General features: G+C 72.8%; 22 protein-coding genes and 1 pseudogene. 13 read left to right on the top strand and 10 right to left on the bottom strand.

The genetic code is table 11. From position 1 onward, the window contains the following. The first annotated feature begins 35 nt into the window (after positions 1–35). On the top strand, positions 36–1,364 hold the full coding sequence (locus OG247_RS30935) for a glycoside hydrolase 5 family protein (RefSeq protein WP_327255254.1): 1,329 nt from the start codon (positions 36–38) through the stop codon (positions 1,362–1,364). A 291-nt stretch (positions 1,365–1,655) separates the two neighbouring features. Further along, complete coding sequence (locus tag OG247_RS30930) at positions 1,656–3,773, top strand: endo-beta-N-acetylglucosaminidase (protein ID WP_327257702.1); 2,118 nt, start codon at positions 1,656–1,658, stop codon at positions 3,771–3,773. Between the two features lie 69 nt (positions 3,774–3,842). On the opposite strand, the gene OG247_RS30925 is transcribed toward OG247_RS30930, so the two are convergent. Beyond that, complete coding sequence (locus OG247_RS30925) at positions 3,843–5,261, bottom strand: sensor histidine kinase (RefSeq protein WP_327255253.1); 1,419 nt, start codon at positions 5,259–5,261, stop codon at positions 3,843–3,845. Positions 5,262–5,273: 12 nt separating this feature from the next. Next, positions 5,274–6,035 (bottom strand): response regulator transcription factor, encoded by a 762-nt coding sequence (locus OG247_RS30920; protein WP_327255252.1) that lies wholly within the window; start codon positions 6,033–6,035, stop codon positions 5,274–5,276. A 283-nt stretch (positions 6,036–6,318) separates the two neighbouring features. Here OG247_RS30920 and OG247_RS30915 point away from each other — a divergent pair, with 283 nt between their 5' ends. From OG247_RS30915 to OG247_RS30885, 8 genes are all read left to right on the top strand, one after another. After that, positions 6,319–7,104, top strand: a complete 786-nt coding sequence (locus OG247_RS30915) for an amino acid ABC transporter ATP-binding protein (protein ID WP_327255251.1) — start codon at positions 6,319–6,321, stop codon at positions 7,102–7,104. 103 nt (positions 7,105–7,207) lie between these two features. Beyond that, entirely contained in the window at positions 7,208–8,065 is an 858-nt protein-coding gene (locus OG247_RS30910) for a glutamate ABC transporter substrate-binding protein (protein ID WP_327255250.1), read from the top strand. A gap of 116 nt (positions 8,066–8,181) precedes the next feature. Next, the gene (locus tag OG247_RS30905) at positions 8,182–8,856 is read left to right on the top strand and encodes an amino acid ABC transporter permease (RefSeq protein WP_327255249.1); all 675 of its coding nucleotides are present in this window, start codon (positions 8,182–8,184) and stop codon (positions 8,854–8,856) included. Further along, on the top strand, positions 8,853–9,731 hold the full coding sequence (locus tag OG247_RS30900; RefSeq protein WP_327255248.1) for an amino acid ABC transporter permease: 879 nt from the start codon (positions 8,853–8,855) through the stop codon (positions 9,729–9,731). Before OG247_RS30905 ends, OG247_RS30900 begins: the two co-directional genes overlap by 4 nt. Positions 9,732–9,943: 212 nt before the next feature. Next, positions 9,944–11,530 (top strand): FAD-dependent monooxygenase, encoded by a 1,587-nt coding sequence (locus OG247_RS30895; protein ID WP_327255247.1) that lies wholly within the window; start codon positions 9,944–9,946, stop codon positions 11,528–11,530. A 69-nt stretch (positions 11,531–11,599) separates the two neighbouring features. Beyond that, entirely contained in the window at positions 11,600–11,686 is an 87-nt protein-coding gene (locus tag OG247_RS44915) for a putative leader peptide (RefSeq protein ID WP_311318651.1), read from the top strand. A gap of 73 nt (positions 11,687–11,759) precedes the next feature. Next, a complete protein-coding gene (locus OG247_RS30890) occupies positions 11,760–12,305 on the top strand; it encodes a cysteine dioxygenase (RefSeq protein ID WP_327255246.1) in 546 nt (181 codons plus the stop codon). Then, positions 12,296–12,682, top strand: a complete 387-nt coding sequence (locus OG247_RS30885) for a rhodanese-like domain-containing protein (protein WP_327257701.1) — start codon at positions 12,296–12,298, stop codon at positions 12,680–12,682. Before OG247_RS30890 ends, OG247_RS30885 begins: the two co-directional genes overlap by 10 nt. 78 nt (positions 12,683–12,760) lie before the next feature. Here the strand turns inward: OG247_RS30885 and OG247_RS30880 are convergent, their stop codons facing one another. The 4 genes and pseudogenes from OG247_RS30880 to recA all read right to left on the bottom strand — a co-directional run bounded on the left by OG247_RS30880 (position 12,761) and on the right by recA (position 18,305). Beyond that, complete coding sequence (locus tag OG247_RS30880) at positions 12,761–13,798, bottom strand: hypothetical protein (RefSeq protein WP_327255245.1); 1,038 nt, start codon at positions 13,796–13,798, stop codon at positions 12,761–12,763. A 59-nt stretch (positions 13,799–13,857) separates the two neighbouring features. After that, positions 13,858–16,417: pseudogene (locus tag OG247_RS30875) on the bottom strand (FtsX-like permease family protein). 124 nt (positions 16,418–16,541) lie between these two features. Continuing rightward, positions 16,542–17,177, bottom strand: coding sequence for a recombination regulator RecX (gene recX / locus OG247_RS30870; RefSeq protein ID WP_327255244.1), 636 nt, complete (start codon positions 17,175–17,177; stop codon positions 16,542–16,544). Between the two features lie 3 nt (positions 17,178–17,180). Next, on the bottom strand, positions 17,181–18,305 hold the full coding sequence (gene recA / locus OG247_RS30865) for a recombinase RecA (RefSeq protein ID WP_327255243.1): 1,125 nt from the start codon (positions 18,303–18,305) through the stop codon (positions 17,181–17,183). A 184-nt stretch (positions 18,306–18,489) separates the two neighbouring features. On the opposite strand from recA, the gene OG247_RS30860 reads away from it, so the two are divergent. Together OG247_RS30860 and OG247_RS30855 are read left to right on the top strand one after the other, a co-directional pair. Then, positions 18,490–19,098, top strand: a complete 609-nt coding sequence (locus OG247_RS30860) for a 2'-5' RNA ligase family protein (RefSeq protein ID WP_327255242.1) — start codon at positions 18,490–18,492, stop codon at positions 19,096–19,098. Between the two features lie 47 nt (positions 19,099–19,145). After that, positions 19,146–19,907 (top strand): Clp protease N-terminal domain-containing protein, encoded by a 762-nt coding sequence (locus OG247_RS30855; RefSeq protein ID WP_327255241.1) that lies wholly within the window; start codon positions 19,146–19,148, stop codon positions 19,905–19,907. Here OG247_RS30855 and OG247_RS30850 read toward each other — a convergent pair. Next, positions 19,855–21,099, bottom strand: coding sequence for an AI-2E family transporter (locus OG247_RS30850; RefSeq protein ID WP_442813461.1), 1,245 nt, complete (start codon positions 21,097–21,099; stop codon positions 19,855–19,857). The genes OG247_RS30855 and OG247_RS30850 overlap by 53 nt on opposite strands. A 97-nt stretch (positions 21,100–21,196) precedes the next feature. Beyond that, positions 21,197–21,391 (bottom strand): DUF3046 domain-containing protein, encoded by a 195-nt coding sequence (locus tag OG247_RS30845; protein ID WP_254386113.1) that lies wholly within the window; start codon positions 21,389–21,391, stop codon positions 21,197–21,199. An 81-nt stretch (positions 21,392–21,472) separates the two neighbouring features. Between OG247_RS30845 and OG247_RS30840 the strand changes: the two genes are divergently transcribed. After that, on the top strand, positions 21,473–22,444 hold the full coding sequence (locus tag OG247_RS30840; RefSeq protein ID WP_327255240.1) for a hypothetical protein: 972 nt from the start codon (positions 21,473–21,475) through the stop codon (positions 22,442–22,444). Here the strand turns inward: OG247_RS30840 and OG247_RS30835 are convergent. Then, the gene (locus tag OG247_RS30835) at positions 22,413–22,721 is read right to left on the bottom strand and encodes an AzlD domain-containing protein (protein ID WP_327255239.1); all 309 of its coding nucleotides are present in this window, start codon (positions 22,719–22,721) and stop codon (positions 22,413–22,415) included. The two genes, OG247_RS30840 and OG247_RS30835, sit on opposite strands and share 32 nt — an antisense overlap. Beyond that, positions 22,718–23,473, bottom strand: coding sequence for an AzlC family ABC transporter permease (locus OG247_RS30830; RefSeq protein ID WP_442813460.1), 756 nt, complete (start codon positions 23,471–23,473; stop codon positions 22,718–22,720). Before OG247_RS30830 ends, OG247_RS30835 begins: the two co-directional genes overlap by 4 nt. Positions 23,474–23,476: the final 3 nt, after the last annotated feature.

Below are 23,476 nucleotides of genomic sequence, written 5' to 3'. Positions count from 1 at the left end.
ATCCCGCGAATTCCCCCTGAACTCCAGGACCCTTCATGCACGACGGCAACGCCGCCTCCGCACCCGCACCGGTTCCCGCCTCCGCACCCGCCCGCGCCCTGCGTTTCGGCGCCAACTACACGCCGACGCGCGGCTGGTTCCACCACTGGCTCGACTTCGACCTCGACGAGGTCGAGGCCGACCTCGACTCGATCGCCGGCCTCGGCCTGGACCACGTACGGGTCTTCCCGCTGTGGCCGGTGTTCCAGCCGAACCGGACGCTGATCCGGCCGCGCGCCGTCGAGCAGCTCGTCGCCCTCGCCGACGCGGCCGCCGACCGCGGGCTCGACGTCAACGTGGACGGGCTCCAGGGGCACCTGTCGAGCTTCGACTTCCTGCCCGCGTGGACCGGCACCTGGCACCGGCGCAACATCTTCAGCGATCCGCAGGTCGTCGCCGGGCAGGAGGAGTACCTGCGCACGCTGGCCGCCGCCCTCGCCGACCGGCCGAACTTCCTGGGCATGACGGTCGGCAACGAGATCAACCAGTTCTCCGACGATCCGCACCCCTCCCCCGACCGGATCACCCAGGAGCAGGCCGGGCGCTGGCTGGAGCGGATGCTCGCCGCATGCGAGTCGGGCGCGCCGGGCCGCATGCACCTGCACGCCGAGTACGACGCCGCCTGGTACCAGGACGGCCACCCCTTCACCGTGGCCCAGGCGGCCCGTCTGGGCGCCGCGACCGCCGTGCACTCCTGGGTGTTCAACGGCACCGCCCAGCGGCACGGCCGGACCGGTACGGCGACCGAGCACCACGCCGCGTACCTGATCGAGCTCTCCAAGGCCTGGGCCCGCGATCCGCACCGGCCGGTCTGGCTCCAGGAGGTGGGCGCGCCCGCGCCGCTGATCCAGCCCGAGCACGCGGCCTCCTTCACCGAGGCGACCGTGGCGAACGCCCTGGACTGCCCCGGCCTGTGGGGCGTGACCTGGTGGTGCTCGCACGACGTGTCGCGGGAGCTCGCGGACTTCCCCGAGCTGGAGTACGGGCTCGGCCTGCTCACCAACGACCGCCGGACCAAGCCCGCCGGCCGGGTGATCGCCGAGATCACCGAGGAGTGGCGGGGCCGCGAGCACCGCCCGGCGGTCCGCTCGACCGCGCTCGCCGTGGACGTAGGCGGCGCCGAGTCCGCGCCGAACCGCTCGGTGTGCGCCCCCGGCGGGGCGTTCTTCGAGGCCTGGGCGGCGCTCACCGCCCAGGGGGTCCGGCCCGCCGTGGTCCTGGCGGAGCTGGCCGGGGACGCGGAGCACCTGGCCGCCCGCGGCATCACCGAGGTACTGCACGTGTCCGACGTGCCCGACGTGCCCGACGTCTCCGGCGGGACCTGACCGGGCCCACCGCGCCCGGCGTCCCCACGGGGGCCGGGGTGGGCCCACAGGGGCCAGGGCGGGCCCACCAGGCCCCGGCCGGGCCCCGCGCACCCCCCGGCCCGGCCCACGCCCGGCCCACGCCCGGCCCCCGCACCGCACCGCACCACGGGCCCCGACCCGGCCCGCACCGGCCGCTACGGAGGAGGACCCCTCATGTCCGAGATCGACAACGGCGTCGACCCTCGCACCGCCCACCAGCCCGCCCCCCACCACTCCGATCCCCACCAGCCCGGACCCCGCCCCGCCTCCATGCGCCCGACCCGGCGCGGAATGCTGCTCGCCGGAGCGGGGGCCGGGGCAGCCACCCTGCTCTGCACGGCAGCCGGCCCGGCGGCGGCAGCCCCCACGGCCCCGGCATCGGCACCAGCCCCGGGCACCGGCCCCGCACCGGCCGAACTCCCGGAGGGACTCGCCCCGTACGCCTCGTACTGGTTCCCGGACTCGCTGCCCGCCGGGACCCCGGGCCCCGGGATCACCTGGCGCTCCCTCCTGCGGTGGACCCCGGAGTCCGACCCCGATCTGGCCTACAACACCGCGACCGTGCCGCTGGCGCCCCGCTTCACCCCGGTGCCGCCGAACACCACGGCGCGCGCCGGCCAGGCCCGTATCGCCTCGCTCGTCTCCTTCGGGAACACGGCCGGCAATCCGGCGCAGGGTTCCCCGACCGCCGACTACTACGCCCTCACCCACTGGGCGTACATGGACGAGCTCGTCTTCTGGGGCGGCTCCTCCGGCGAGGGCATCGTGCTCGCCCCGAACGCGCCCGTCACCGACGCCGCGCACCGCAACGGCGTCCGGGTGATGGGCAACGTGTTCCTGCCGCCCGTGCCCTACGGCGGCGACCTCCAGTGGACCCGCGACCTGGTCCAGCGGGACTCCCTCGGCCGGTTCCCGGTCGCCGAGAAGCTGGTGGAGGTGGCGCGGGCGTACGGGTTCGACGGCTGGTTCGTCAACGCCGAGACCGAGGGCGGCGACAGCGAACTCGCCGCCCGGATGCGGCAGTTCCTGCACGCCCTGCGCGCCGCCGGCGAACCGCACGGCCTCGGCATCACCTGGTACGACGCGATGAACTCCACCGGCAAGGTCGGCTGGCAGGGCGCGCTCAACGAGCTCAACCAGGAGTTCTACGAGGACCGCCGCGGCAAGGTCGCGGACACGATGTTCGTGGACTTCCGCTGGACCCCGGCGAAACTCGCCGCCTCCGGCGACCTCGCCGACCGGCTCGGCCGCGGCCGCCACGAGCTGTGGGCGGCCGTGGACATGGAGTCCGACGGCTGGAACTCCACGGTGGACTGGGACGCGATCGTCCCGCGCGGGCGCGATCACGTCGTCTCCTACGGGTTCTACCGGCCCGAGTGGACCCGCAACCACCTCGCCGACCGCTCCCCCGGCGCCTTCCATCGCGCCGACGACCGGTTCTGGACGGGCGCGTCCCTGGACCCCGCCCACCCCTGCGCCGAGGACACCTGGCGCGCCCCCGCCACCGTCGTCGCCGACCGGTCCACCGTGACCGCGCTGCCCTTCGCGTGCTCCTTCAACACCGGGCACGGAGAGCGCTGGTACGAGGACGGCGAGCCCGTCTCCGACACCGGCTGGAACCACCTCGGCCTCCAGGACCGGCTCCCGGGCCGCCGCTGGGCCGTACACACGGCCGGGACCCGCCCGGAGGTCAGCCTCGACTTCGCCCGGGCCTGGCGCGGCGGCTCCAGCCTCCTCGTCACCGGTGAGCTCACGGCCCCGGCCGCCATAGCCCTGCACGCCACCCGGCTGCCGCTGACCCGCTCCTGCGTCGCCGAGCTGGTGCACCGCACCGAGTCGGGCCCGGTCACGGTCGAGCTCGGCGTGGCCACCCGCGAGCCGTCCGGCCCGGGGCAGGAGGTCCCGTACACCTGGCTGAAGGCACAGACCCTCGGGACCGGTCAGGGCTGGCGGACGGCCAGGGTCCGACTGTCGGAACTGGCGGGCGAGACCGCTCACGGTCTGGCCGTACGGATCACCCGACGCGGGAAGGAGCCGGTGCGCTGGCGACTCGGCGCGCTGACGGTACGCGAGGCCGCCGCGCGGCCCCGCCCGGCGACTCCGGGCACACCGGCCGTGTCCGCCTCGGCCCAGCAGTCCGGCAGGGCCGCCGTACGACTGACCTGGCGGCGGTCCGCCGGTGCCGTCCGCCACTACGAGGTGTCCCGCGTCCTGCCGGACGGCGCCCGCCGCTTCCTCGGCGGCACCTGCGGAACCGCCCTCCACCTCCCGGCCGTCGAGCGCGCCGGGCGGGAGCAGGCGGCCGTCTTCGAGATCCGGGCCGTGGACGAGCTGTACGCCGTCTCCGCCCCCGCCCGAACCACCCTCACCTGGACCGGAGCCCTCTGACGCAGGACGACCGCGCAGTGCTGGAGGGTGACGTACGGCTCGGCCCGTTCGAGCCGGTGACCCTTCGGTTCACTCGGGGCCGGCGGCGGGATCGGTGCGCGGGACGGCCACGGTCACGCGCAGCCCGTGCGGCGGGTTCTGCTCGTAGGAGAGGGACCCGCCGCCCGCGGCGAGCAGGATGCGGGAGATGGAGAGGCCGAGCCCGGAGCCCTTGATGTTCTGGTGGCGTCCGCTGCGCCAGAACCGGTCACCGATCCGCAGCAGCTCCTCCTCGGTGAGCCCGGGGCCCCGGTCGGCGACCACGATCAGCACCCGGTCGCCGTCCACGGAGAGCACCACCTCGACGGCCTCACCCTCCGGAGTGAACTTGAGGGCGTTGTCGATGACGGCGTCGAGCGCGCTCGAGAGTGCGATCGGGTCGGCCCAGCCGGTGGCGGCGGTCCGCCCCGTCCCGGTGAGCCGCACCCCCTTCTCCTCGGCGTACGGGCGCCAGGCGGTCACCCGCTCGACGGCCAGCCCCGCGATGTCGATCAGGCTGATCTCGGCGGTGGCGTGCTCGGCCAGGGCCAGGTCGAGCAGGTCGTCCAGGACCTGGGTCAGGCGCTTTCCCTCGGTCCGTACGGAGGCGATCTCCTCGTTGCCCTCGGGCAGCTCGAGGGCGAGCAGTTCGATCCGCAGGAGGAGCGCGGCGAGCGGGTTGCGCAGCTGGTGGGAGGCGTCGGCGACAAAGGCCCGCTGCTGTTCCAGCACCTCTTCGACGTTGTCGGCCATCTCGTTGAACGAGCGGGCCAGGCGCCTGAGTTCCGGGGGACCACCACCGGCCGCCACTCGGGAGTTCATCTGCCCGGTGGCGATGCCGTGGGCGGCTGCGTCCAGGGTCTGCACGGGTTTGAGCACCCAGCTGGTCAGCCGCAGGGCGGCGCCGAAGGCCACGAGCATGGCCGCGCCGAGCCCGGCTGCGATCAGCAGCCAGCCCCGCAGGATCCGGCCGCGCATCTGGTCGGTGGGCGACTCGGTGGCGACCACGGCGACCACGTCCCCGTCGAGGACGACCGGGGAGGCGACCAGGATCCTGCCGTTGGTCTGCCAGGGCCACACCTGTCCGGGGTCGTGGCTGCGCCGCCCGGCGAGCGCCTCCTCGAAGGCCCGGCGGCCCTCCCCATGATCCGGAACCACCCACCAGCCGGGAGACCGGGCGATGGCGTCGTCGTTCCGGCGGAAGACTCCGACGCGGATGCCGTACAGCTCCTGGTAGCGGGCCAGTTCGTGCTGGAGGGTCTGGCGGCGCTCGTCGGCTCCGCTGGACTTCGAGCCCTCGGCGTCGATGACGAACTGGGCGAGCGCGGCGAAGCGGGCGCTGTCGTCGATGCGGTCGACGACCACCCGCTGTTGCTGCCCGGCCGCGAGGGCCACCGCGAGCGGGAGGCCGAGGGCGAGCAGGACGCCCGCCATCAGGACGACGAGCAGCGGGAGCAGACGGGCGCGCACGACGGGTGGCCGCTAGACGGCGGGCGGGGCGGAGGCGGCGGGCGGGGCGGGGGCCGCCGGGGCGGGCGGTACGACGAGCCGGTACCCGACGCCGCGGACGGTCTCGATGAGCGCCGGCATGCGCAGCTTGGACCGCAGCGAGGCCACGTGCACCTCGAGGGTCCGGCCGGTGCCTTCCCAACTGGTGCGCCAGACCTCGCTGATGATCTGCTCCCGGCGGAAGACGACCCCGGGGCGCTGCGCGAGCAGGGCCAGCAGGTCGAACTCCTTGCGGGTGAGCGGTACGTCGGTACCGTCCACGCTGACCCGGCGGGTGGCCAGCTCGATGCCGACGGTCCCGAGCCGGACCGCGCCGGGCGTGCCCGCGGGGCCGGCGGCGGCGCTCTCCTCGGAGACGCCGGTACGGCGGGCCACCGCGTGGATGCGGGCGAGGAGTTCGCCGGTGTCGTAGGGCTTGGTGACGTAGTCGTCGGCGCCCATGTTGAGTCCGTGGATGCGGGAGCGCACGTCGGCCCGCGCGGTGACCATGATGACGGGCGTACTGGTGCGCTTGCGGATCTTGCCGCACACCTCGTACCCGTCCTGGTCGGGCAGGCCGAGGTCGAGCAGGATCACCCCGTAGGGAGAGGCCTGGGGCGGCGCGCCGGCCGACAGCAGGGCCTGCAGGGCCTCCTCACCGCTGCGGGCATGGGTGACCTTGAAGCCGTGCCGGGCGAGGATCGCGGACAGGGCGGCGGCGACGTGGTCGTCGTCCTCGACGAGCAGCAGTCTCATGTCGTCCCCCTCTCCATCTCTTGATCTCTTCGCGTTCGCCTGGCGGACATCATGGGCCATCAAGCATCCACGCCGATACGGACTCCCACGTCAAGACGGTTCCGGGCCGATAGGGGTTCCGTTATCCACCCGGTACGCCGCGGCCGGTGCCGGACGCCCGCGGGTACGGAGCGTATCGGTGCGAGGCCGGATCGTTATGCTCAATTCTCCCTCAGATGTGATGACGCTGTGCGCGCCACGTCACTACTGTCCTCCCAACCGAGGAGGACGGAGCCCCAAGCCGATGAGCGGAGTATCAGTGACCAAGGACGTGCGGGACGCGGCCGGTGCCGCGGACGACCTGGTCGTGCTGAGCAACGTCAACAAGCACTTCGGCGCGCTGCACGTGCTTCAGGACATCGATCTGAGCATTGCCCGCGGTGAGGTCGTCGTGGTGATCGGCCCTTCGGGGTCGGGCAAGTCCACGCTGTGCCGGACCATCAACCGCCTGGAGACGATCGATTCGGGCAGCATCACCCTCGATGGCAAGCAACTGCCGTCGGAGGGCAAGGCGCTGGCCAAGCTGCGTGCCGATGTGGGCATGGTCTTCCAGTCGTTCAACCTCTTCGCCCACAAGACGGTGCTGCAGAACGTGATGCTGGGCCAGCTCAAGGTCCGCAAGGCGGACCAGGCGGCGGCGCTGGCGAAGGCGAAGTCCCTCCTCGACCGGGTGGGTGTCGGATCGCAGGCCGACAAGTACCCGGCGCAGCTCTCCGGCGGCCAGCAGCAGCGCGTGGCGATCGCCCGCGCCCTGGCGATGGACCCGAAGGTGATGCTCTTCGACGAGCCGACCTCGGCCCTCGACCCGGAGATGATCAACGAGGTGCTGGAGGTCATGCAGCAGCTCGCCCGGGAGGGGATGACCATGGTCGTCGTCACGCACGAGATGGGCTTCGCCCGCTCCGCCGCCAACCGGGTCGTCTTCATGGCCGACGGGAAGATCGTCGAAGAGGCGACGCCCGAGCAGTTCTTCAGCAACCCGCGGAGCGACCGCGCCAAGGACTTCCTCTCGAAGATCCTGCACCACTGACCTTCGTATCTGGTAGTGATCCGGTGACGGATCGTCGTCCAGCACGCACGTCGTACGTCTCACTTCACTGCTGTCTCACGTCTCACTTCGAGGGAAGTCCACCATGAAGCTCTCCAAGGTCGGCGCGGCCGCCGCCATCGCCGTTGCTCTCGCCCTGACCGCGACCGCCTGTGGCAGCGGCGACGACACCAAGCCCGGCAGCGACGCCGGTGCGTCGGGCGGGGCCAAGAAGGACAAGATCGTCATCGGCATCAAGTTCGACCAGCCGGGTGTGGGCCTCAAGGCCGCCGACGGCAAGTTCACGGGCTTCGACGTGGACGTGGCGACGTACGTGGCCAAGGAGCTCGGCTACGAGCCGAGCCAGATCGAGTTCAAGCAGGCTGTCAGCGCCGAGCGCGAGAACCTCATCTCCAACGGCGACGTGAAGCTGGTCGTCGCGAGCTACTCGATCAACGACAAGCGCAAGGAGCGGGTCGACTTCGCCGGCCCGTACTTCCTCGCGCACCAGGACCTGCTGGTCCGCGCCGACGACACCTCGATCACCAAGGCCGAGGACCTCAACAAGAAGAAGCTCTGCTCGGTCACCGGCTCCACGTCCGCGCAGAACGTCAAGACCAAGCTGGCCCCCGAGGCCGACCTGCTCGAGCTGGGCGGCTACTCCGAGTGCCTGACCGGTCTGGAGAACAAGAAGGTCGACGCCCTGACCACGGACAACTCGATCCTGGCCGGCTACGCGGCCCAGGACAAGAACAAGGGCAAGTTCAAGCTGGTCGGGCTGAGCCTGAGCAACGAGAACTACGGCATCGGTCTGAAGAAGGGCGACAAGGAGCTCCAGACCAAGGTCAACGCCGCCATCAAGAAGATGGAGGCGGACGGCGCCTGGGCCGCGGCCATCGAGAAGAACTTCGGCCCGTCCGGCTACAAGGCCGAGCCGGCCCCCGCGGTCACCGAAGGCAGCTGATCCGGCGGCCGGTCCGCCGGCCGATCCATCGGTGAGGAGCGTCGCCGCCCGCCTGCCGCGGGCGGCGCCGTGCCCCACCGGCCCACCTGGCCATCCTGGGGAGAGCGCAGGCCATCGTGTTCGATTTTCTTGATTCCGGGCAGTACGACGTGCTCGGAGCCTTCTGGGTGACGGTTCAGCTCACCCTCTACTCGGCCGTCGGGTCCCTGATCTGGGGCACCGTACTGGCCGGGATGCGGGTCAGCCCGGTGCCGCTGATGCGGGGCTTCGGCACCGCGTACGTCAACCTCGTGCGCAACACCCCGCTGACCGTGCTGATCATCGGGTGTTCGCTGGGCCTCAGCCAGACCCTCGGCGTCACCCTCGGCGGCGGCACCTTCAAGGAGATCGGCTTCCGGCTCGCGGTCCTCGGGTTCATCGCCTACACCGGCACCTTCGTCTGCGAGGCGATCCGCTCGGGCATCAACACGGTCCCGGTCGGCCAGGCCGAGGCCTCCCGCGCCCTGGGCATGAGCTTCCTCCAGACGCTCACCCTGATCGTGCTCCCCCAGGCGTTCCGGGCGGTCATCGCGCCGCTCGCCAACGTACTGATCGCCCTCACCAAGAACACCACGGTGGCCGCGGCGATCGGCGTGGCCGAGGCCGCGCTCCTGATGAAGGAGATGGTCGAGAACGAGCCGCAGGACCTCTTCGCCGTCTTCGGCGTCTTCGCCCTCGGCTTCGTCCTTCTGACCCTGCCCACCGGCCTGCTCCTGGGCTGGGTTGCCAAGCGAGTGGCGGTGAAGCGATGACCTCCGTGCTGTACGACGCCCCGGGCCCCAAGGCCAAGGCGCGCAACTGGATCTACAGCGGGATCTTCCTCGTCGTGGCCGCGGCCGTCGCCTGGTGGGTGCTGTCCGCCCTGGCGGACAAGAACCAGCTCGACGCCGACAAGTGGAGCCCCTTCTTCACGGACAGCCAGGTATGGACGACGTTCCTGCTCCCCGGGCTCGGCGAGACCCTGCGGGCCGGCGTCATCGCCATGGTGATCGCCCTGCCCCTGGGCGCCCTCCTCGGCATGGGCCGGCTCTCCGACCACGCGTGGGTACGCAGCATCGTGGGCACCTGGGTCGAGTTCTTCCGGGCCATCCCGGTCCTGATGCTGATGCTCTTCGGCTCCGCCTTCTACGTGCAGTACACCGGCGTGGACTCCGAGGTGCGGCCGCTGTACGCCGTGATCACCGGCCTGGTCCTGTACAACTCCGCGGTCATCGGCGAGATCGTCCGGGCCGGCGTCGAGTCGCTGCCGAAGGGCCAGACCGACGCCGCGAAGGCGATCGGCATGCGCAAGGGCCAGGTCATGACCTACGTCCTGATCCCGCAGGCGGTGACCGCGATGCTGCCGGCGCTGGTCAGCCAGCTCGTGGTGATCCTCAAGGACACCGCGATCGGAGGTGCGGTACTGGGCCTCGCCGAGCTGCTGTCGACGTACCGGCAGATCTCCGCGAACTTCAGCAACACCATCCCGACCCTCATCGTGATCGCGGCGATCTACATCGCGGTGAACTTCGCCCTCACCTCCTTCGCCTCCTGGCTGGAGGGCCGTCTGCGCAAGTCGAAGCGGACCACCGACGCGATGATTCCGATGGACCTGGTCAACGCGGGCGAGAACACCGGCGGCGCCTGACCGTCCTCCCGGCGCGGCATCGGACATGCGCTCGAACCCGCGTCCGGCAACCGGCCTGACAGCCGGTCAGTACACTGGCGGGACACGTGTGGTGCGACGGAACTCATCCGTCGCACCACTCGGCATTGTCCGGACCGGCGTCACTTGACGCAGGCACCTCCAGTGGGTTGCATACGTTCTGTGATCACATACCGGACACCGGGAGCCACATCATGGACCCGGTGATCGTCGTCGGCGCGGGGCCCGTCGGACTGTCCCTGTCCCTCGCCCTGGCCGGCCAGGGCGTGCCCTGCGTCGTGCTCGACGAGGGATCCGGCAAGGACGAGCTCCGCCCCGCCCGCACCGTCGCCCTGCACTCCGACACCGCCGCCATGGTGCACCGGCTGGGGTGTACGACCCTGCGCGACGAGGGCGCGTACTTCACCGCCTGGCGGACCATGCGGCGCGGCCGCGAGTCGCAAAGGATCACCTTCGAGGACGGCCCGGCCCCGATCCACCTGCCCCAGCACGCCCTGACCCGCGGACTGCGCGACGCCGCCGCGGCGCACCCGCTGGTCCAGCTGGTCACCGAGAGCAAACTCGACGCCCTGGAGCAGGACGGGCGCGGGGTCACCGCCCACACCCGGGGTGCCGAGACCACGTGGTGGCGCGGGAGCCACCTGGTCGGCTGCGACGGAGCCCGCTCCACCGTGCGCAAGCTGCTCGGCATCCGCTTCCCCGGCCGCACCGCCGTCGAACGGCACGCCGTGGCCGCCCTGCGCACCGAACTGCCCTGGCCCGGTGAAGCGTTGCTGCACCGCAGCCCGCCCGAGGAGATCACCGCCAGGCCGCTGGCCGACGGGGTGTACCGGCTGGACTGGCTGCTCCCGGCGCGCGGGGACCTCGTCACCCCCGACGCGCTGGTGACCCTCATCCGCGACAGCCTCGCCCTGTGGTGCGGGGGCACGACGCCCCCGTACGAACTCCTCGACACCGGGGTCCACACCCTGCACCACCGGCTCGCCCGGCGCTGGCGCGACGGCCGCTGCTTCCTCGCCGGGGACGCGGCGCACCTGCTCGGCGCGCTCGGCACCCAGGGCGTCGAGGAGGGGCTCCGGGACGCCGAGAACCTCGCCTGGAAGCTCTCCCTCGCCTGGCACCAGGGGGCCTCCGAGGAACTCCTCGACAGTTACGAGGCCGAGCGCCGCAGGGCGGTGGCCGCCCGACTGCGCGCCGCCGACCAGGCCATGCCCGTACTGCGCACCGGGGGCGGGCTGCGCAACTACCTCCCGGGCGCCTCGCGCGCCGCCGAACTACTGCTGACCGACGGCCATTTGGGGCGCGGCCCGCTCGGCGCGGAGCCGGTGTACGCCCCGCCCGTGGCCGTCCACGACGTGCCCACCGCCACCGAGCCGGGCGGGCCCGTGGAGAACGTCCCGGTGACCGCGCCCGACGGCTCGACGGTGCCGCTGCGCGACCAGCTGGGGCGGGGCCGGCTGCTCGTCGTCCTCGTCGCCCCGGGCACCGGGGTCTGGGACCGGCGGCACTGGGTGAGCGCCGGCCTGATGCCCCGCCTGGCGGCGGCGGTCGCCGCGCTGCCGGTCCGGGCGGAGCTGCTCGTGGCGGACGGCTACCCGGGGGCGGCGGCGCACACCGTGCTCCTCGTACGACCTGACGGGCATCTCGCGGCCACGTTCGCCGGGGTCCACCCGGCCGAGCTGTACGAGGCCGCGGACGCGCTCCGGCACGGGGCACCGGAAGCTCCCCCGACCAGGGCGGCCCCCAGGGCCCTGCCCGCCGCCGCACCCGTCATCGATTGAGCATCCATCGAGCGTCTCCCGAGCGATGATCGATTGACCCTCCGGTCGACTCGTGCTTCACTCGCGGACATGACCGGCAACGACGTACGCCTGTGGCGGAGGGTCCATATGGACCTGCTCCGCTACGCGGGCTGCGTATGTCGCCCTTCCTGCTGATTCGCCCTTCCCCCGCGCGCCCCCATGCGGATGTGCCGCGCACCCTCGCGAACCCCCAGGACGGTCATCCTCCATGTCTGCACCCACGCACGCCCCCGCCCCGCCCCCGGCTGCGGCTTCCGCCCCGGCCATCTCGCCGGCGGATCTCCTCGCCTTCACCCTGCGCATCGCCTCCGACCCCGAGCTGATCGCCTTCCTCCCCCTCGATCCCGAGGGGCGGACGTGGATCCGGCTCGACGGCCCGGGCGGCAGCGAGGCCTGGCTGATCGGCTGGCCGCCCGGCACCGGCACCGGCTGGCACGACCACGCCGAGTCGCGGGGCGCGTTCACGACCGCGCGCGGGCGCCTCACGGAGAACTCCCTGGCGGTCCGCCTCCCCTCGGAGGGCTGGCAGTCCCTCTCCCTGGCCCCCGACGTGGACCGCACGCGCCGGCTGGGCGCGGGCACCGGGCGGGCCTTCGGCGAGCACCACGTGCACGAGGTGCTCAACGAGTCCGCGACCGAGCACGCGATCTCCGTCCACGCGTACCACCCGCCGCTCCCCCTGATCCGCCGCTACAGCCGCACCGGCCCGGTGCTCACGCTGGAGCAGGTCGAGCGTCCGGCGGACTGGCAGTGAGCGGCATCGACGCGCTGGTCGACCGGCTACGGACCACGTACACCCGCGTGGACCCGGCCCAGGCGCACGCGGAGTCCCTGACCGGGGCCCTGCTGGTCGACATCCGGTACCAGGCCCTGCGCGAGCGGGACGGACTGATCCCCGGCGCCCTGCTGATCGAGCGCAACGAACTGGAATGGCGCCTCGACCCCGAGGGCTCCCACCGCCTCCCGGAGGCGGTGGACCACGACATCCGCGTGATCGTCATCTGCAACGAGGGCTACGCCTCCACCCTCGCGGCGGCCTCCCTGCACGCCCTGTCCCTCCCCCACGCGACGGACCTCACGGGCGGCTTCCAGGCCTGGAAGGCGGCCGGCCTGCCCGTCGTTCCTTCTTGACGCGGAGCTCGCACCGCTGCGCGGGCTTCGCTCCGCCGCGCCGGACTCCGTCCGGCGGTGGCGGGGGGGCAGGGGCACCTACTCCCCCGCCCAGTAGGCGGTACGCACCTCCCCCGCCTCGAAGTCCCGGCGCGGCAGGCGCAGTCCGAGGGACTCCTCCAGGGCGTGGAAGTACAGCTCGTAGGTGTTGGTCAGTTCGGGGTGGTCCAGCTCGGCGCGGCGCACGGCCCGGTTGAGGAAGTCCAGCTCGCCGCCCCGCAGATAGGGCGCGCGGCCGTACTCGTACCAGAGCAGCTCCAGCATGCCCCGCTCGTGGTCATCGTCGACGCGGCGGCCGTCCCGCACGTAGTCGAAGGTGTAGATGGCCTTCGCGGCGGTGGCGGCCAGCCACACGCTCTCCCTGATCCCGAGGTCCGCGTACGCCTCCTTGTCGGTGAAGGCCCCCGGCGGCGTGTCGTGGTACAGGAGGAACGTCCACTCGCCCGCCTGCCCGTAACAGCAGCTCTCCCACGCACCGTGGGCCCGGCCCCCGTCGGCCGCATCCAGGTCCTTCAGCCGAGTACCGGCGGCGACCTGCGCGGGATCGGCCCCGTACAGAAGGGCCAGTCGCGCGGGGTCTACGGTGCGCCCGGGCTCCGCGCGGTGGAAGGCGAGCGTCGTGTACGGGTTCTGGCCGGTCCAGGGCACGGCCATCCAGGCGAGCCCCTCCAGCGGGTCGCGCCCGCAGGCCTCCATCGTCCCCGGGTCGTCCAGGCCGCCGCCGCGGAACCGCCTGCCCCACACCGGGTCGATGCGGTCCAGCGCGTCCGCCGTCTCCGCGGGGACGCCTCCGCGCCGGCGCATCGCGTCCTCGGCGATCAGGTACAGCACCTGGTCGAGATCGCGGGTGGCGAAGGCCTCGTAGGAGGGATCGTGATGGCCGTGCACCGTGCCGTCCTCGTCCAGCAGCAGGCACAGGCCGGCGTCCTCCATCCCGGCACGCCCGGCACGCTCGACCCACTCCTCCACCTCGTCGGCCGAGTGCACCACGGGCGGCAGCCCGACCGTGTCGAGCAGGGGGTGTCGCGCGGCCGTCCGCCGCCAGGCCTCCGTGAGTGTCAGTTCGGTGATCTTCATGGCGCCAATGTAGAAGGAGGCACCGACATCCGGCCGGCTCAGGCTCGGTCGGCCGGTCGTCATGCGCCCTTGGCCGCCGCGAGGTCCACCGGGCGGGGCCGCATCGCCACCCGCCCGGCGAAGCCCGTGGAGCACAGCGCGACCAGCCCCGCCCCGCCCACGACCACCCCGTACACCAGCGGCAGCACCACCGCGGCCGCCGTGCCCGTCATGCCCACGCTGAACGCGGTGAGGACCGCCAGCGAGATCCCGGACCCCAGCACCACCCCCATCAGGAGCACCGCCAGCGCCTCCACCCGAAGCATCCCCCGCACCTGCCGACGCGTCGCCCCCGCGAGCCTCAGCATCGCGAACTCCCGCAGCCGCTCCCCCGTGGACATCGCCAGGGTGTTGGCCACCGCGATCGCGGTGAAGGCCAGGACGAGCCCCATCGCCAGCAGGTTGATCTCCGACCCGGCCGCCTGCCGCTCCGCCCGTGCGCCGTCCGCTTCGGCCGCCGACAGCACGGCCACGCCCGGGTACTCCCGTACCGCCGAGGCGAGCACCTCCCGTACCACCGGCCCCGCCACCAGCACGCTGGAAGCCAGCGGGTCGTCGACGTGCGCGGCGACCAGACCGTGCGGCAGTGTCACGTCCCCGAAGCCGAGCCCCCGCGCGTACACCGCGGACACGGTCAGGGTGACCGGCGTTCCGTCCCCCAGCGTCAGCGAGAGCGGGCTGCCCGGCTTCAGGCCCAGCTGGTCCGCGGCCGGTTCGCTCACCGCGACGCTCTTCTCCCCGAACCCCGTCAGGCTCCCGGCCGTCACCCCCCGGGTTCCAGGTCCGGTCCAGTCCGGCCGGGGTCACGCCCTGCGCCGCGTACTTCGTCAGCCCCACCCGGATCGACGTGTGCACGATCTCGGTGGCCGCCAGGACCCCGGGGGTCCGGCGGATCCGCTCGGCGGCGGCGCCGGGAACCCCCGGCCCCCGGCCCTGGAGCACCCACTCGGCCCGTACTCCCTCACGGGCCTGCGCCCGGGCGGCGTCGCCGAGCGTCGGGGTGACGAAGAGCACGGTGCAGGCCATCCCGATCAGCAGGGTGAGCGGGGTGACGGCGCAGGCCATCCGGGTCGCGTTGCCGCGCAGGTTCGCGGTGGCCAGGCGGCCCCCCGGGCCGGCCAGCCGGAGCGGCCCGGCGAGCAGCGCGGCCGCGGCCTTGACGATCAGCGGGCCCAGCAGGGCGACGGCTCCGGCGAGCACCACGACGGCGAGGAAGGTGACCGGAGTCGAAGCCGGCTCGGTGCGCAGCGTGCTCAGTACGGCGACCAGGACCACGCCGGCCGCCAGCAGCAGCGTCCCGGCGACGAGCCGCGCCCACGTGGGCCGGCCCCGCTCTGCGGCGGCCTCGGCAAGCGCCTCGGCGGGTCGGACGCGGGCCACCCGCCGTGCGGTGATCCGGGCCGCGGCCCAGGCTCCGAGCAGGCTCGCGCCGACGGCGGCGATCATCGGGAAGATCCCGGCGGTGCGTTCCAGGGTCACGGGGACGACCCCCGCGTCGACGAACCGTCCGTGCAGCCAGGCGGCCAGCGGCAGCCCGGCGAGGGCTCCTGCGACTCCGGCGGCCAGTCCGACGAGCAGCGCCTCGCGGCCGATCATGCTCCGCAGCTGCCCGGGGGTGGCGGCGATGGCACGGAGCAGGGCGAGCTCCCGGTGGCGCTGCTGGATCGACAGGGAGAAGGTGCCGACGACCACGAGGACCGCCACGAGGAGCGAGGTACCGCCCATCGCGCCGCCCATGGAAACCAGCTTGATCCGGGCGCCGGCCGCGTCGAGGAATTCCACGGGGCCCCGCTCGTCGCCGGTGGCCACCTGCGCGGTGGTGCCCCGGAGCGCCTGCCGGATCCGCACGGCCACCTCGCCGGCGTCCACTCCTGCCCGGGGCAGTACCCCGATGGCGCTGACCCGGCCTTCACGGGCGGCGAGCCGCTGCGCCTCGGCGTCGCCGAAGAACAGCGCGCTCTGGTTTGCGAGGCTCCCGCCGGCCGCGGCGGCGATCCCGCTGACCGTGTAGGTCTTGGGCGCGCCGGTGGACTGCACGGTGAGTGCGGAGCCGGGCTTCAGGGCCGCGCGGGCGGCGAGTCCGCGGTCGACGACGACCTCGTCACCACCCTGGGGGGCGCGGCCTTCGGCGAGCGTGAAGGGGGTCAGCGCGGCCGAGCTCCAGGCGTGACCGTACGAGGGCTTCGCGCCTTCGCCGCCCGGTCCGCCCTTGGTGAGCGGCACGGCCTGGAAGGTGAGCTCGGGGACGGCCCGCTCGACTCCGGGCACCGCGCGGACGGTGTCCACGGTGGCGGCCGGCAGCCAGGCCCGTTCGGCGACGGGCTTGGCCTTGTGCTTCGTCTTGACCTTCGGCTTGTCGCCCTTCTTCACCTTGACCGTCGTCGTGTGGACGTTCTGGTCGGCGGAGACGACCACCGGGGCGCCCGCGTAGCGCTCGGTGGCGATCGTCCCGCGCAGTCCCGTCTCCAGGAGGGTTCCGCAGGCGGTGACGAGGGCCGCCGCGCACAACAGGGCGAGGAAGGCGCCGAGGAAACCGGCTTTGCGGTCTCTGACGGTCTGGAGTGCGTAGCGCAGCATCATGCGGAAAACTCTGCCGCCGGGGCCGCCCCGGGACATTGGAGCGCCCCGGCGTGCTCGGCCGGGGGCTAACCCCACCCTGCTCCGCACCCGCGTGACGCACCCCTCGGCTCCAGGGAGCCGCGGGTCACCCCGTCAGATCGTCGGCGTCTTCGCCTTCCGCCTCCAGCGCGCGGCGGACCACCCGCAGGGCCATGCCCTCGGGGTACCCCTTGCGGGCGAGCATTCCGGCGAGGCGCCGGATCCGCTTGTCCCGCTCCAGGCCCCGGGTCGCGCGGAGCTTGCGCTCCACGAGCTCCCGGGCGGTCTCCTCCTCTTGGTCGGAGTCCAGCTGTTCCAGGGCCTCCTGTACGAGGGTCGGTGCCACCCCCTTGGTACGGAGCTCCTGTGCGAGCGCCCGGCGGGCCAGCCCCCGCCCCCGGTGCCGGGACTCGACCCAGGCCCCGGCGAACGCGGCGTCGTCGATCAGGCCCACCTCCTCGAACCGGGAGAGGACCTGCTCCGACACCTCCTCGGGGATGTCCCGCTTGGCCAGGGCGTCCGCGAGCTGGCGCCTGGTGCGCGGCATCCCGGTGAGCAGGCGCAGACAGATCGCCCGCGCCTGCTCTTCGGGACTCTGGGGCGGCAGCTCCTGGCGGTCCTCCCGGCCCTCCCGGCCCTCCGCACGGCGGCCTCCCCGGCCGCCGCTCTCGCGGCGGCCCCGGCGACTGCCCTCGCGGCGGTCCTCACCGCCGTCCGCGCCGCCCCTTTCCTGCTCCCACACGGGTCAGCTCTTGGCGACGGCGGCCTTGACCGCGGTCTTGGCCTTCGTCGCGGGCGCGGGCACCGCGGCGGTCTCGGCGGACGCGTCAGCGCCGGCCTCGGCCGTGGCGGCGGCGGTCGCAGCGGCGTCCTTGCGGATGCCGACGCCCAGCTTCTCCTTGATCTTCCGCTCGATCTCGTCGGAGAGGGCGGGGTTGTCGCAGAGGAACTTCCGCGCGTTCTCCTTGCCCTGGCCGAGCTGGTCGCCCTCGTACGTGTACCAGGCGCCGGCCTTGCGGACGAAGCCGTGCTCCACGCCCATGTCGATCAGGCCGCCCTCGCGGCTGATGCCGTGGCCGTAGAGGATGTCGAACTCGGCCTGCTTGAAGGGCGGCGCGACCTTGTTCTTGACGACCTTGACGCGGGTGCGGTTGCCGACCGCGTCCGTGCCGTCCTTGAGGGTCTCGATGCGCCGGATGTCGAGGCGCACGGAGGCGTAGAACTTCAGCGCGCGGCCACCGGTGGTGGTCTCCGGCGAGCCGAACATCACACCGATCTTCTCGCGGAGCTGGTTGATGAAGATCGCGGTGGTCTTGGACTGGCTGAGCGCACCGGTGATCTTCCGGAGGGCCTGGCTCATCAGACGGGCCTGGAGACCCACGTGCGAGTCGCCCATCTCGCCCTCGATCTCCGCGCGGGGCACGAGGGCCGCGACGGAGTCGATGACGATGAGGTCCAGCGCACCGGAGCGGACCAGCATGTCCACGATCTCCAGCGCCTGCTCACCGGTGTCCGGCTGGGACAGGATGAGGTTGTCCGTGTCGACGCCGAGGGCCTTGGCGTACTCGGGGTCGAGCGCGTGCTCGGCGTCCACGAAGGCCACGGTGCCGCCGGCCTTCTGCGCGTTGGCCACGGCATGCAGGGTCAGGGTCGTCTTACCGGAGGACTCCGGCCCGTAGACCTCGATCACACGGCCGCGCGGCAGTCCACCGACGCCGAGCGCGATGTCGAGCGCGGTCGATCCGGTGGGGATGACCTCGATGGGGTCGTTCGGCTTGTCGCCGAGACGCATCACGGCACCCTTGCCGAACTGCCGTTCAATCTGTGCGAGCGCGGCTTCGAGAGCCTTCTCGCGGTCGTTGCCTGCCATGGGTTCCACCCGATTTGCTTGAGTCGATCGCTTCACGCCATTGACGCTAACGCCTGCCACTGACAACGCGGTCCCACGCCCGGTTCGGCTGTGGATAACCCATAAGAATGCGTGTTCGATTTCCCTGTCAAGCGCGCCACGCCGGACCCGTCCGCCACACCGGCGAGTGGCATGATCCACTCTCATGACGGACGCCACGGACGCCACGAACACCGCAGACACCTCGGATGCCGCGGACGCCACGAACACCACCTCCAGCATGTTCCCCGCCGGCCGCACCGCACTCATCGTGCGGATACCCGAAGCGGAACCCGCCGTCCGGGACTGGCGGGACCGGATCGATCCCGCCGCCCGCGCCGGAGCCGGGGTGCCGGCGCACGTGAGCGTGCTCTACCCGTTCCTCCAGGAGAGCCTGATCGACGCCTCCGTCCACGCCGGGATCGCCGCGGCCCTGCGTCCCCACCTCGCCTTCGACCTGCGCTTCGAGGGGACCGGCCGGTTCCCGGGGATGCTCTACCTCGCCCCGGAGCCCGACGCCCCGCTCCGCCGGCTGACCCTCGCGGTCACCGAGCGCTGGCCGCAGGTCCGGCCCTACGGCGGCCGCTACCCGGATCCGGTCCCGCATCTCACGGTGGCCCAGCGCGCCCGGGAGGCGGACCTGGACGCCGCCGAGGCGGACCTGCGCGGCAGGCTCCCCCTCACCACCCGCGTCCGCGCCGTCGACCTGGTGGCCTTCGACGGAACGGCCTGGCACGAGCGCGCGAGGTTCACACTGCGGGAACCCGACGAGTGACAACCCAGGGTTGACGCCCGCTCGACTGTCAACCTAGGGTTGCACCCATGACGAACCCTTCGGTGGAACCCGTTCGCATGACCAATCCGGTACGCCTCGACGACCTCATCGAGGCCATCAAGAAGGTCCACACCGACACCCTGGAGCAGCTCAGCGGCGCAGTCGTCGCCGCCGAGGCCCTCGGGGACGTCGCCGACCACCTCATCGGCCACTTCGTCGACCAGGCCCGCCGCTCCGGCGCCTCCTGGACCGACATCGGCCGCAGCATGGGCGTCACCCGCCAGGCCGCCCAGAAGCGCTTCGTGCCCAAGGCCGACAAGGAGGGCGACGCCGGACTCGACCCCGGCCAGGGCTTCGGCCGCTTCACCCCCCGCGCCCGCAACGTGGTGGTCACCGCGCAGAACGAGGCCCGCGCCGCCGGCAACACCGAGATCCGCACCGGGCACCTCGTCCTCGGACTCCTCGCCGAGCCCGACGGGCTCGCCGCCCAAGCCGTCGCCGCCCAGGGAATCGCGGCCGTCGACGTACGCGCCGCCGTGACCGCCGCCCTGCCCCCGGCCGTGGAGGAGGTCCCCGAGCTGGTCCCCTTCGACGCCTCGTCGAAGAAGGCCCTGGAGCTCACCTTCCGCGAGGCCCTGCGCCTCGGCCACAGCTACGTGGGCACCGAGCACATCCTGCTCGCGCTCCTGGAACTGGAGAACGGTACGGGTCCGCTCAGCGGCCTCGGCGTGGACAAGGACGGCGTCGAGAACTGGGTCACGGACGCCCTGGCATCCGTGCTCGGCGCCTCGGACGGGCCCGGGCAGTAGAGGCGTCCGCGTCTCCGGTCAGCGCGTACCGCTTCACGTACGCGCCGAGGAAGGCCTGCATCGTGGCGACGGCCGGGATCGCGATGAGCGCCCCGACCGCGCCCAGCAGGGCGGTGCCCGCGATGACCGATCCGAAGGCCACCGCCGGGTGGATGTCCACCGTCTTCGAGGTCAGCTTCGGCTGGAGCACGTAGTTCTCGAACTGCTGGTACACCACCACGAATCCGAGGACGTACAGCGCGTACCAGGGGTTGACCGTGAAGGCGATCAGCATCGGCAGCGCGCCCGCCAGATAGGTGCCGATGGTGGGGATGAACTGCGACACCAGCCCCACCCACACCGCGAGCGCGGGCGCGTACGGCACGCCCAGCACCGCGAAGAGGATGTAGTGCGCGATCCCGGAGATCAGCGCCATCAGCCCGCGCGAGTAGAGGTACCCGCCCGTCTTGGTGACGGCGATCTCCCACGCCCGCAGCACCTCCGCCTGCTTCGCGGGCGGCAGTACGGAGCACAGGGCGCGGCGCAGTCGCGGCCCGTCGGCGGCGAAGTAGAAGGAGAACAGACCGATCGTCAGCAGCTTGAACAGTCCGCCGAGCACGGTGGCGGACACGTCGAGCACGCCGGTCGCACTGTTCTGCACGTACTTCTGCAGCCAGTCCGAGTGCAGCAGGCTGTCCTGGATCTCCAGCCGGGACAGGTCCGTGTGGAAGGTGTCGTTGATCGATCCGATCAGCGAGTCGAGATAGCCGGGGAAGCTCTCCACCAGGTCGACGATCTGCCCGGCGAGCACCGAGCCGAGCAGGACGAGGAATCCGGCGGCCGCGACGAACACCCCGAGGAACACCAGGAAGGTGGCGAGCCCGCGGCGTATCCCGCGGGCCGCCATCCGGGCCACGGCCGGCTCGATCGCGAGCGCGAGGAAGAACGCGATCAGGATGTTGACGAGCAGCCCGATGAGCTGGTGGAAGGCCCAACTCCCGAGCTGGAAACAGGCCACCAGGGCCAGTACGAGGACCACGGCGCGCGGCAGCCAGCGCGGCATCCGGGCATCCGCCGGAGCCGGCACCCCGACCGGGACCGGCACCTCGGGCGCTTCCGTTACGGGGCCTGCGGCCGAGGGGGCCGCCGGACGGGGCGGCGGCGTGCCCTGGGGGTCTTCGGGCCGGTCGGTCGTCTCATCACTGGCTGCCACGCCGACCAGTCTGTCCCACCGGCGCCGCGAACCACGAAGCGGTCACCGCGACCTCGCCCGGGCCGGGCGCAGCGGGCGGCCCGCCGGGCGCACTGCGCTAGCGCAGCGAGGCGGGCACGTCGACCGCCGAACACACCGCGCGCCACACGTCCTTGGTCTCCCAGCCCGCGTCCAGCGCCTCGTGGACCGTGCGTCCCCCGAGCTCCGTCATGACGTGGTCCCGCGCGAAGGAGTCCGCGTAGCCCGCGCCGAAGTGCTCGGCCATCCGCTCCCAGAAAATCGTCAACCGCATGCCTCCAGTATCCCGCCCCGGAGAGTGCACCCTCCCCGTTCGGGCCACCGCGGCGCCGCCCGGGCCCCTACGGTTCCTGGCATGCCTGGAGACGAAGCTTGCGCCCCGGCGGCGCCGACGGCGACGAGTGCGCCGGCCCGCGCCGAACAGTTCATCTGGCTCACGGCCCGCGTGCTGGAGCAGCGGAGGTTCGCGTTCCACTTCCTCGGCGGGGACGCCGACCCGGTCGATGCCGCCCTCGGCGCCTACCTCGGCGGCGACGGCGGATACGGCCACGCCCTCGACCCGGATCTGCGCGGTCCGCTGAGCCACCCGCTGCACACCGCCCACGCCCTGCGCGTCCTGGACGGCCTGGGCCGCTGCGGCGGACAGCGCATCGAGCGGCTCTGTGCCCACCTGACCCGGGTCTCCACCCCCGAAGGCGCGCTTCCGGCGACGGCTCCGGCGTCCGGCGGCTACCCGGCGGCCCCCTACCACCCGCTGCACGACGATCCGCCGGGCGACCTGCTGGCCACCGGCCCCGTCGTCGGAATCCTGCACCGCAACCGGGTGTGGCACGCATGGCTGTTCCGGGCGACGGACTTCTGCTGGGACCGGGTGGAGAACCTGCGCCACTGGCACCCGTACGAGATCCAGAGCGCGGTGGCCTTCCTCGACGGGGTCCCCGACCGGGCTCGGGCCGCGGCGGCCGCCGACCGGCTGGGGCGCCTCGTCCGCGAGCAAGGGCTCGTCGTACTGGACCCCGCGCGCCAGGACGCGCACCCGCCGCTCCCCGGCCATGCGCCGGGCGAGCACCTGTACCCGTACGACTTCGCCCGCCGCCCGGAGTCCCTCGCCCGCGGCTGGTTCACGGACGCGGAGCTGTACGGCTCGCTGCGCTTCCTGGCCGGACTCCAGCAGCCGGACGGCGGCTGGCCGGTGCACCGCGGGGCGTGGGCGCCGGGCAGCTCGCTGGAGCGGCGCCCGATCGCCACGCTGGAGGCGCTGCTGACCCTGCGCGCGTACGGCCGGCTCCCCGGCCCTAGCCTCCCAGGGCCCGCAGCCCCGCGGTGACGGCGACGGCCGCCGCGACCACGACGAGGAACGGGGCCCGCAGCAGCAGCGCGACCGCGGCGGCCGCGAGGCCGGCGGCGCGGGCGTCGAGCACGAGCTCCTGCCCGGTGGCGAAGGTCTGCTGCGCGGTGAGCGCGGCGAGCAGCGCGACCGGCAGGAGCGCGGCGAGCTTGCGCACCGCGGGCCGCTCGAGGGCTCCGGCGGGGACGAGCAGTCCGGCGAGCTTGACGGCGTAACAGCCGACGACGGTGAGCCCGATGGCGATCCAGACGTTCACGAGCGGCGTCCCTTCATCCACAGCACGATCGGCGCGGCCAGCGCCGCGATCAGCACGGGCACCCCGGCGGGCAGCACGGGCAGCAGGCCCAGCCCGAGGACGAGGGCGAGCGCGGCGACGGCCCGCTCGGTGCCGGTCTTCAGCATCGGCGCGAGCAGCGCGAGGAACACGGCGGGCCCGGCGGCGTCCAGCCCCCACGCCCTGGTGTCCCCGATGGCCTCGGCGCCGAGCGCGCCGAGCAGGGTGGTGAGGTTCCACAGGACGTAGAGGCTCAGCCCGGTCACGGTGAACCCGAGCCGCGCGGACTTCCGGTCGGGCTGGGCCAGGGCCACGGCGGTGGTCTCGTCGATCACCCAGTGCGCGGCGAACGGGCGCACGCCCTTGGGCAGCGCGAGCAGTTGGGACAGCCGCAGTCCGTAGAAGGCGTTGCGGGTACCGAGGAAGAAGGCCCCGGCCGCGGCCGTGAACGGATTCCCGCCGGCGGCCAGTGCCCCGACCAGCGCGAACTGCGAGGCCCCGGTGAACACCAGCAGGCTCAGCACGCAGGCCTGGAGGGTGCTGATCCCGGCCCCGGCGGCGGTCACCCCGAAGGCGAACCCGGACAGCCCGACCGCCACGCCGACGCCGAGCGCGTCCCGGACCACGGCGGCGCGCGGCTTGTCCACGGCGAGCGCCCCGCCGGGAAGCTCCCGGCCGGGTACCTGGTCGGGCACTTGGTCAGGCACTTGGTCGGGTTCGTTTTGTATGGCCATCCG

Origin of the sequence: Streptomyces sp. NBC_01244 (genome assembly GCF_035987325.1) — a bacterium.
Taxonomy (GTDB): domain Bacteria; phylum Actinomycetota; class Actinomycetes; order Streptomycetales; family Streptomycetaceae; genus Streptomyces.
Note: the sequence above shows the minus strand (reverse complement) of the source record. Positions and strands in the feature narration are given on the sequence as shown.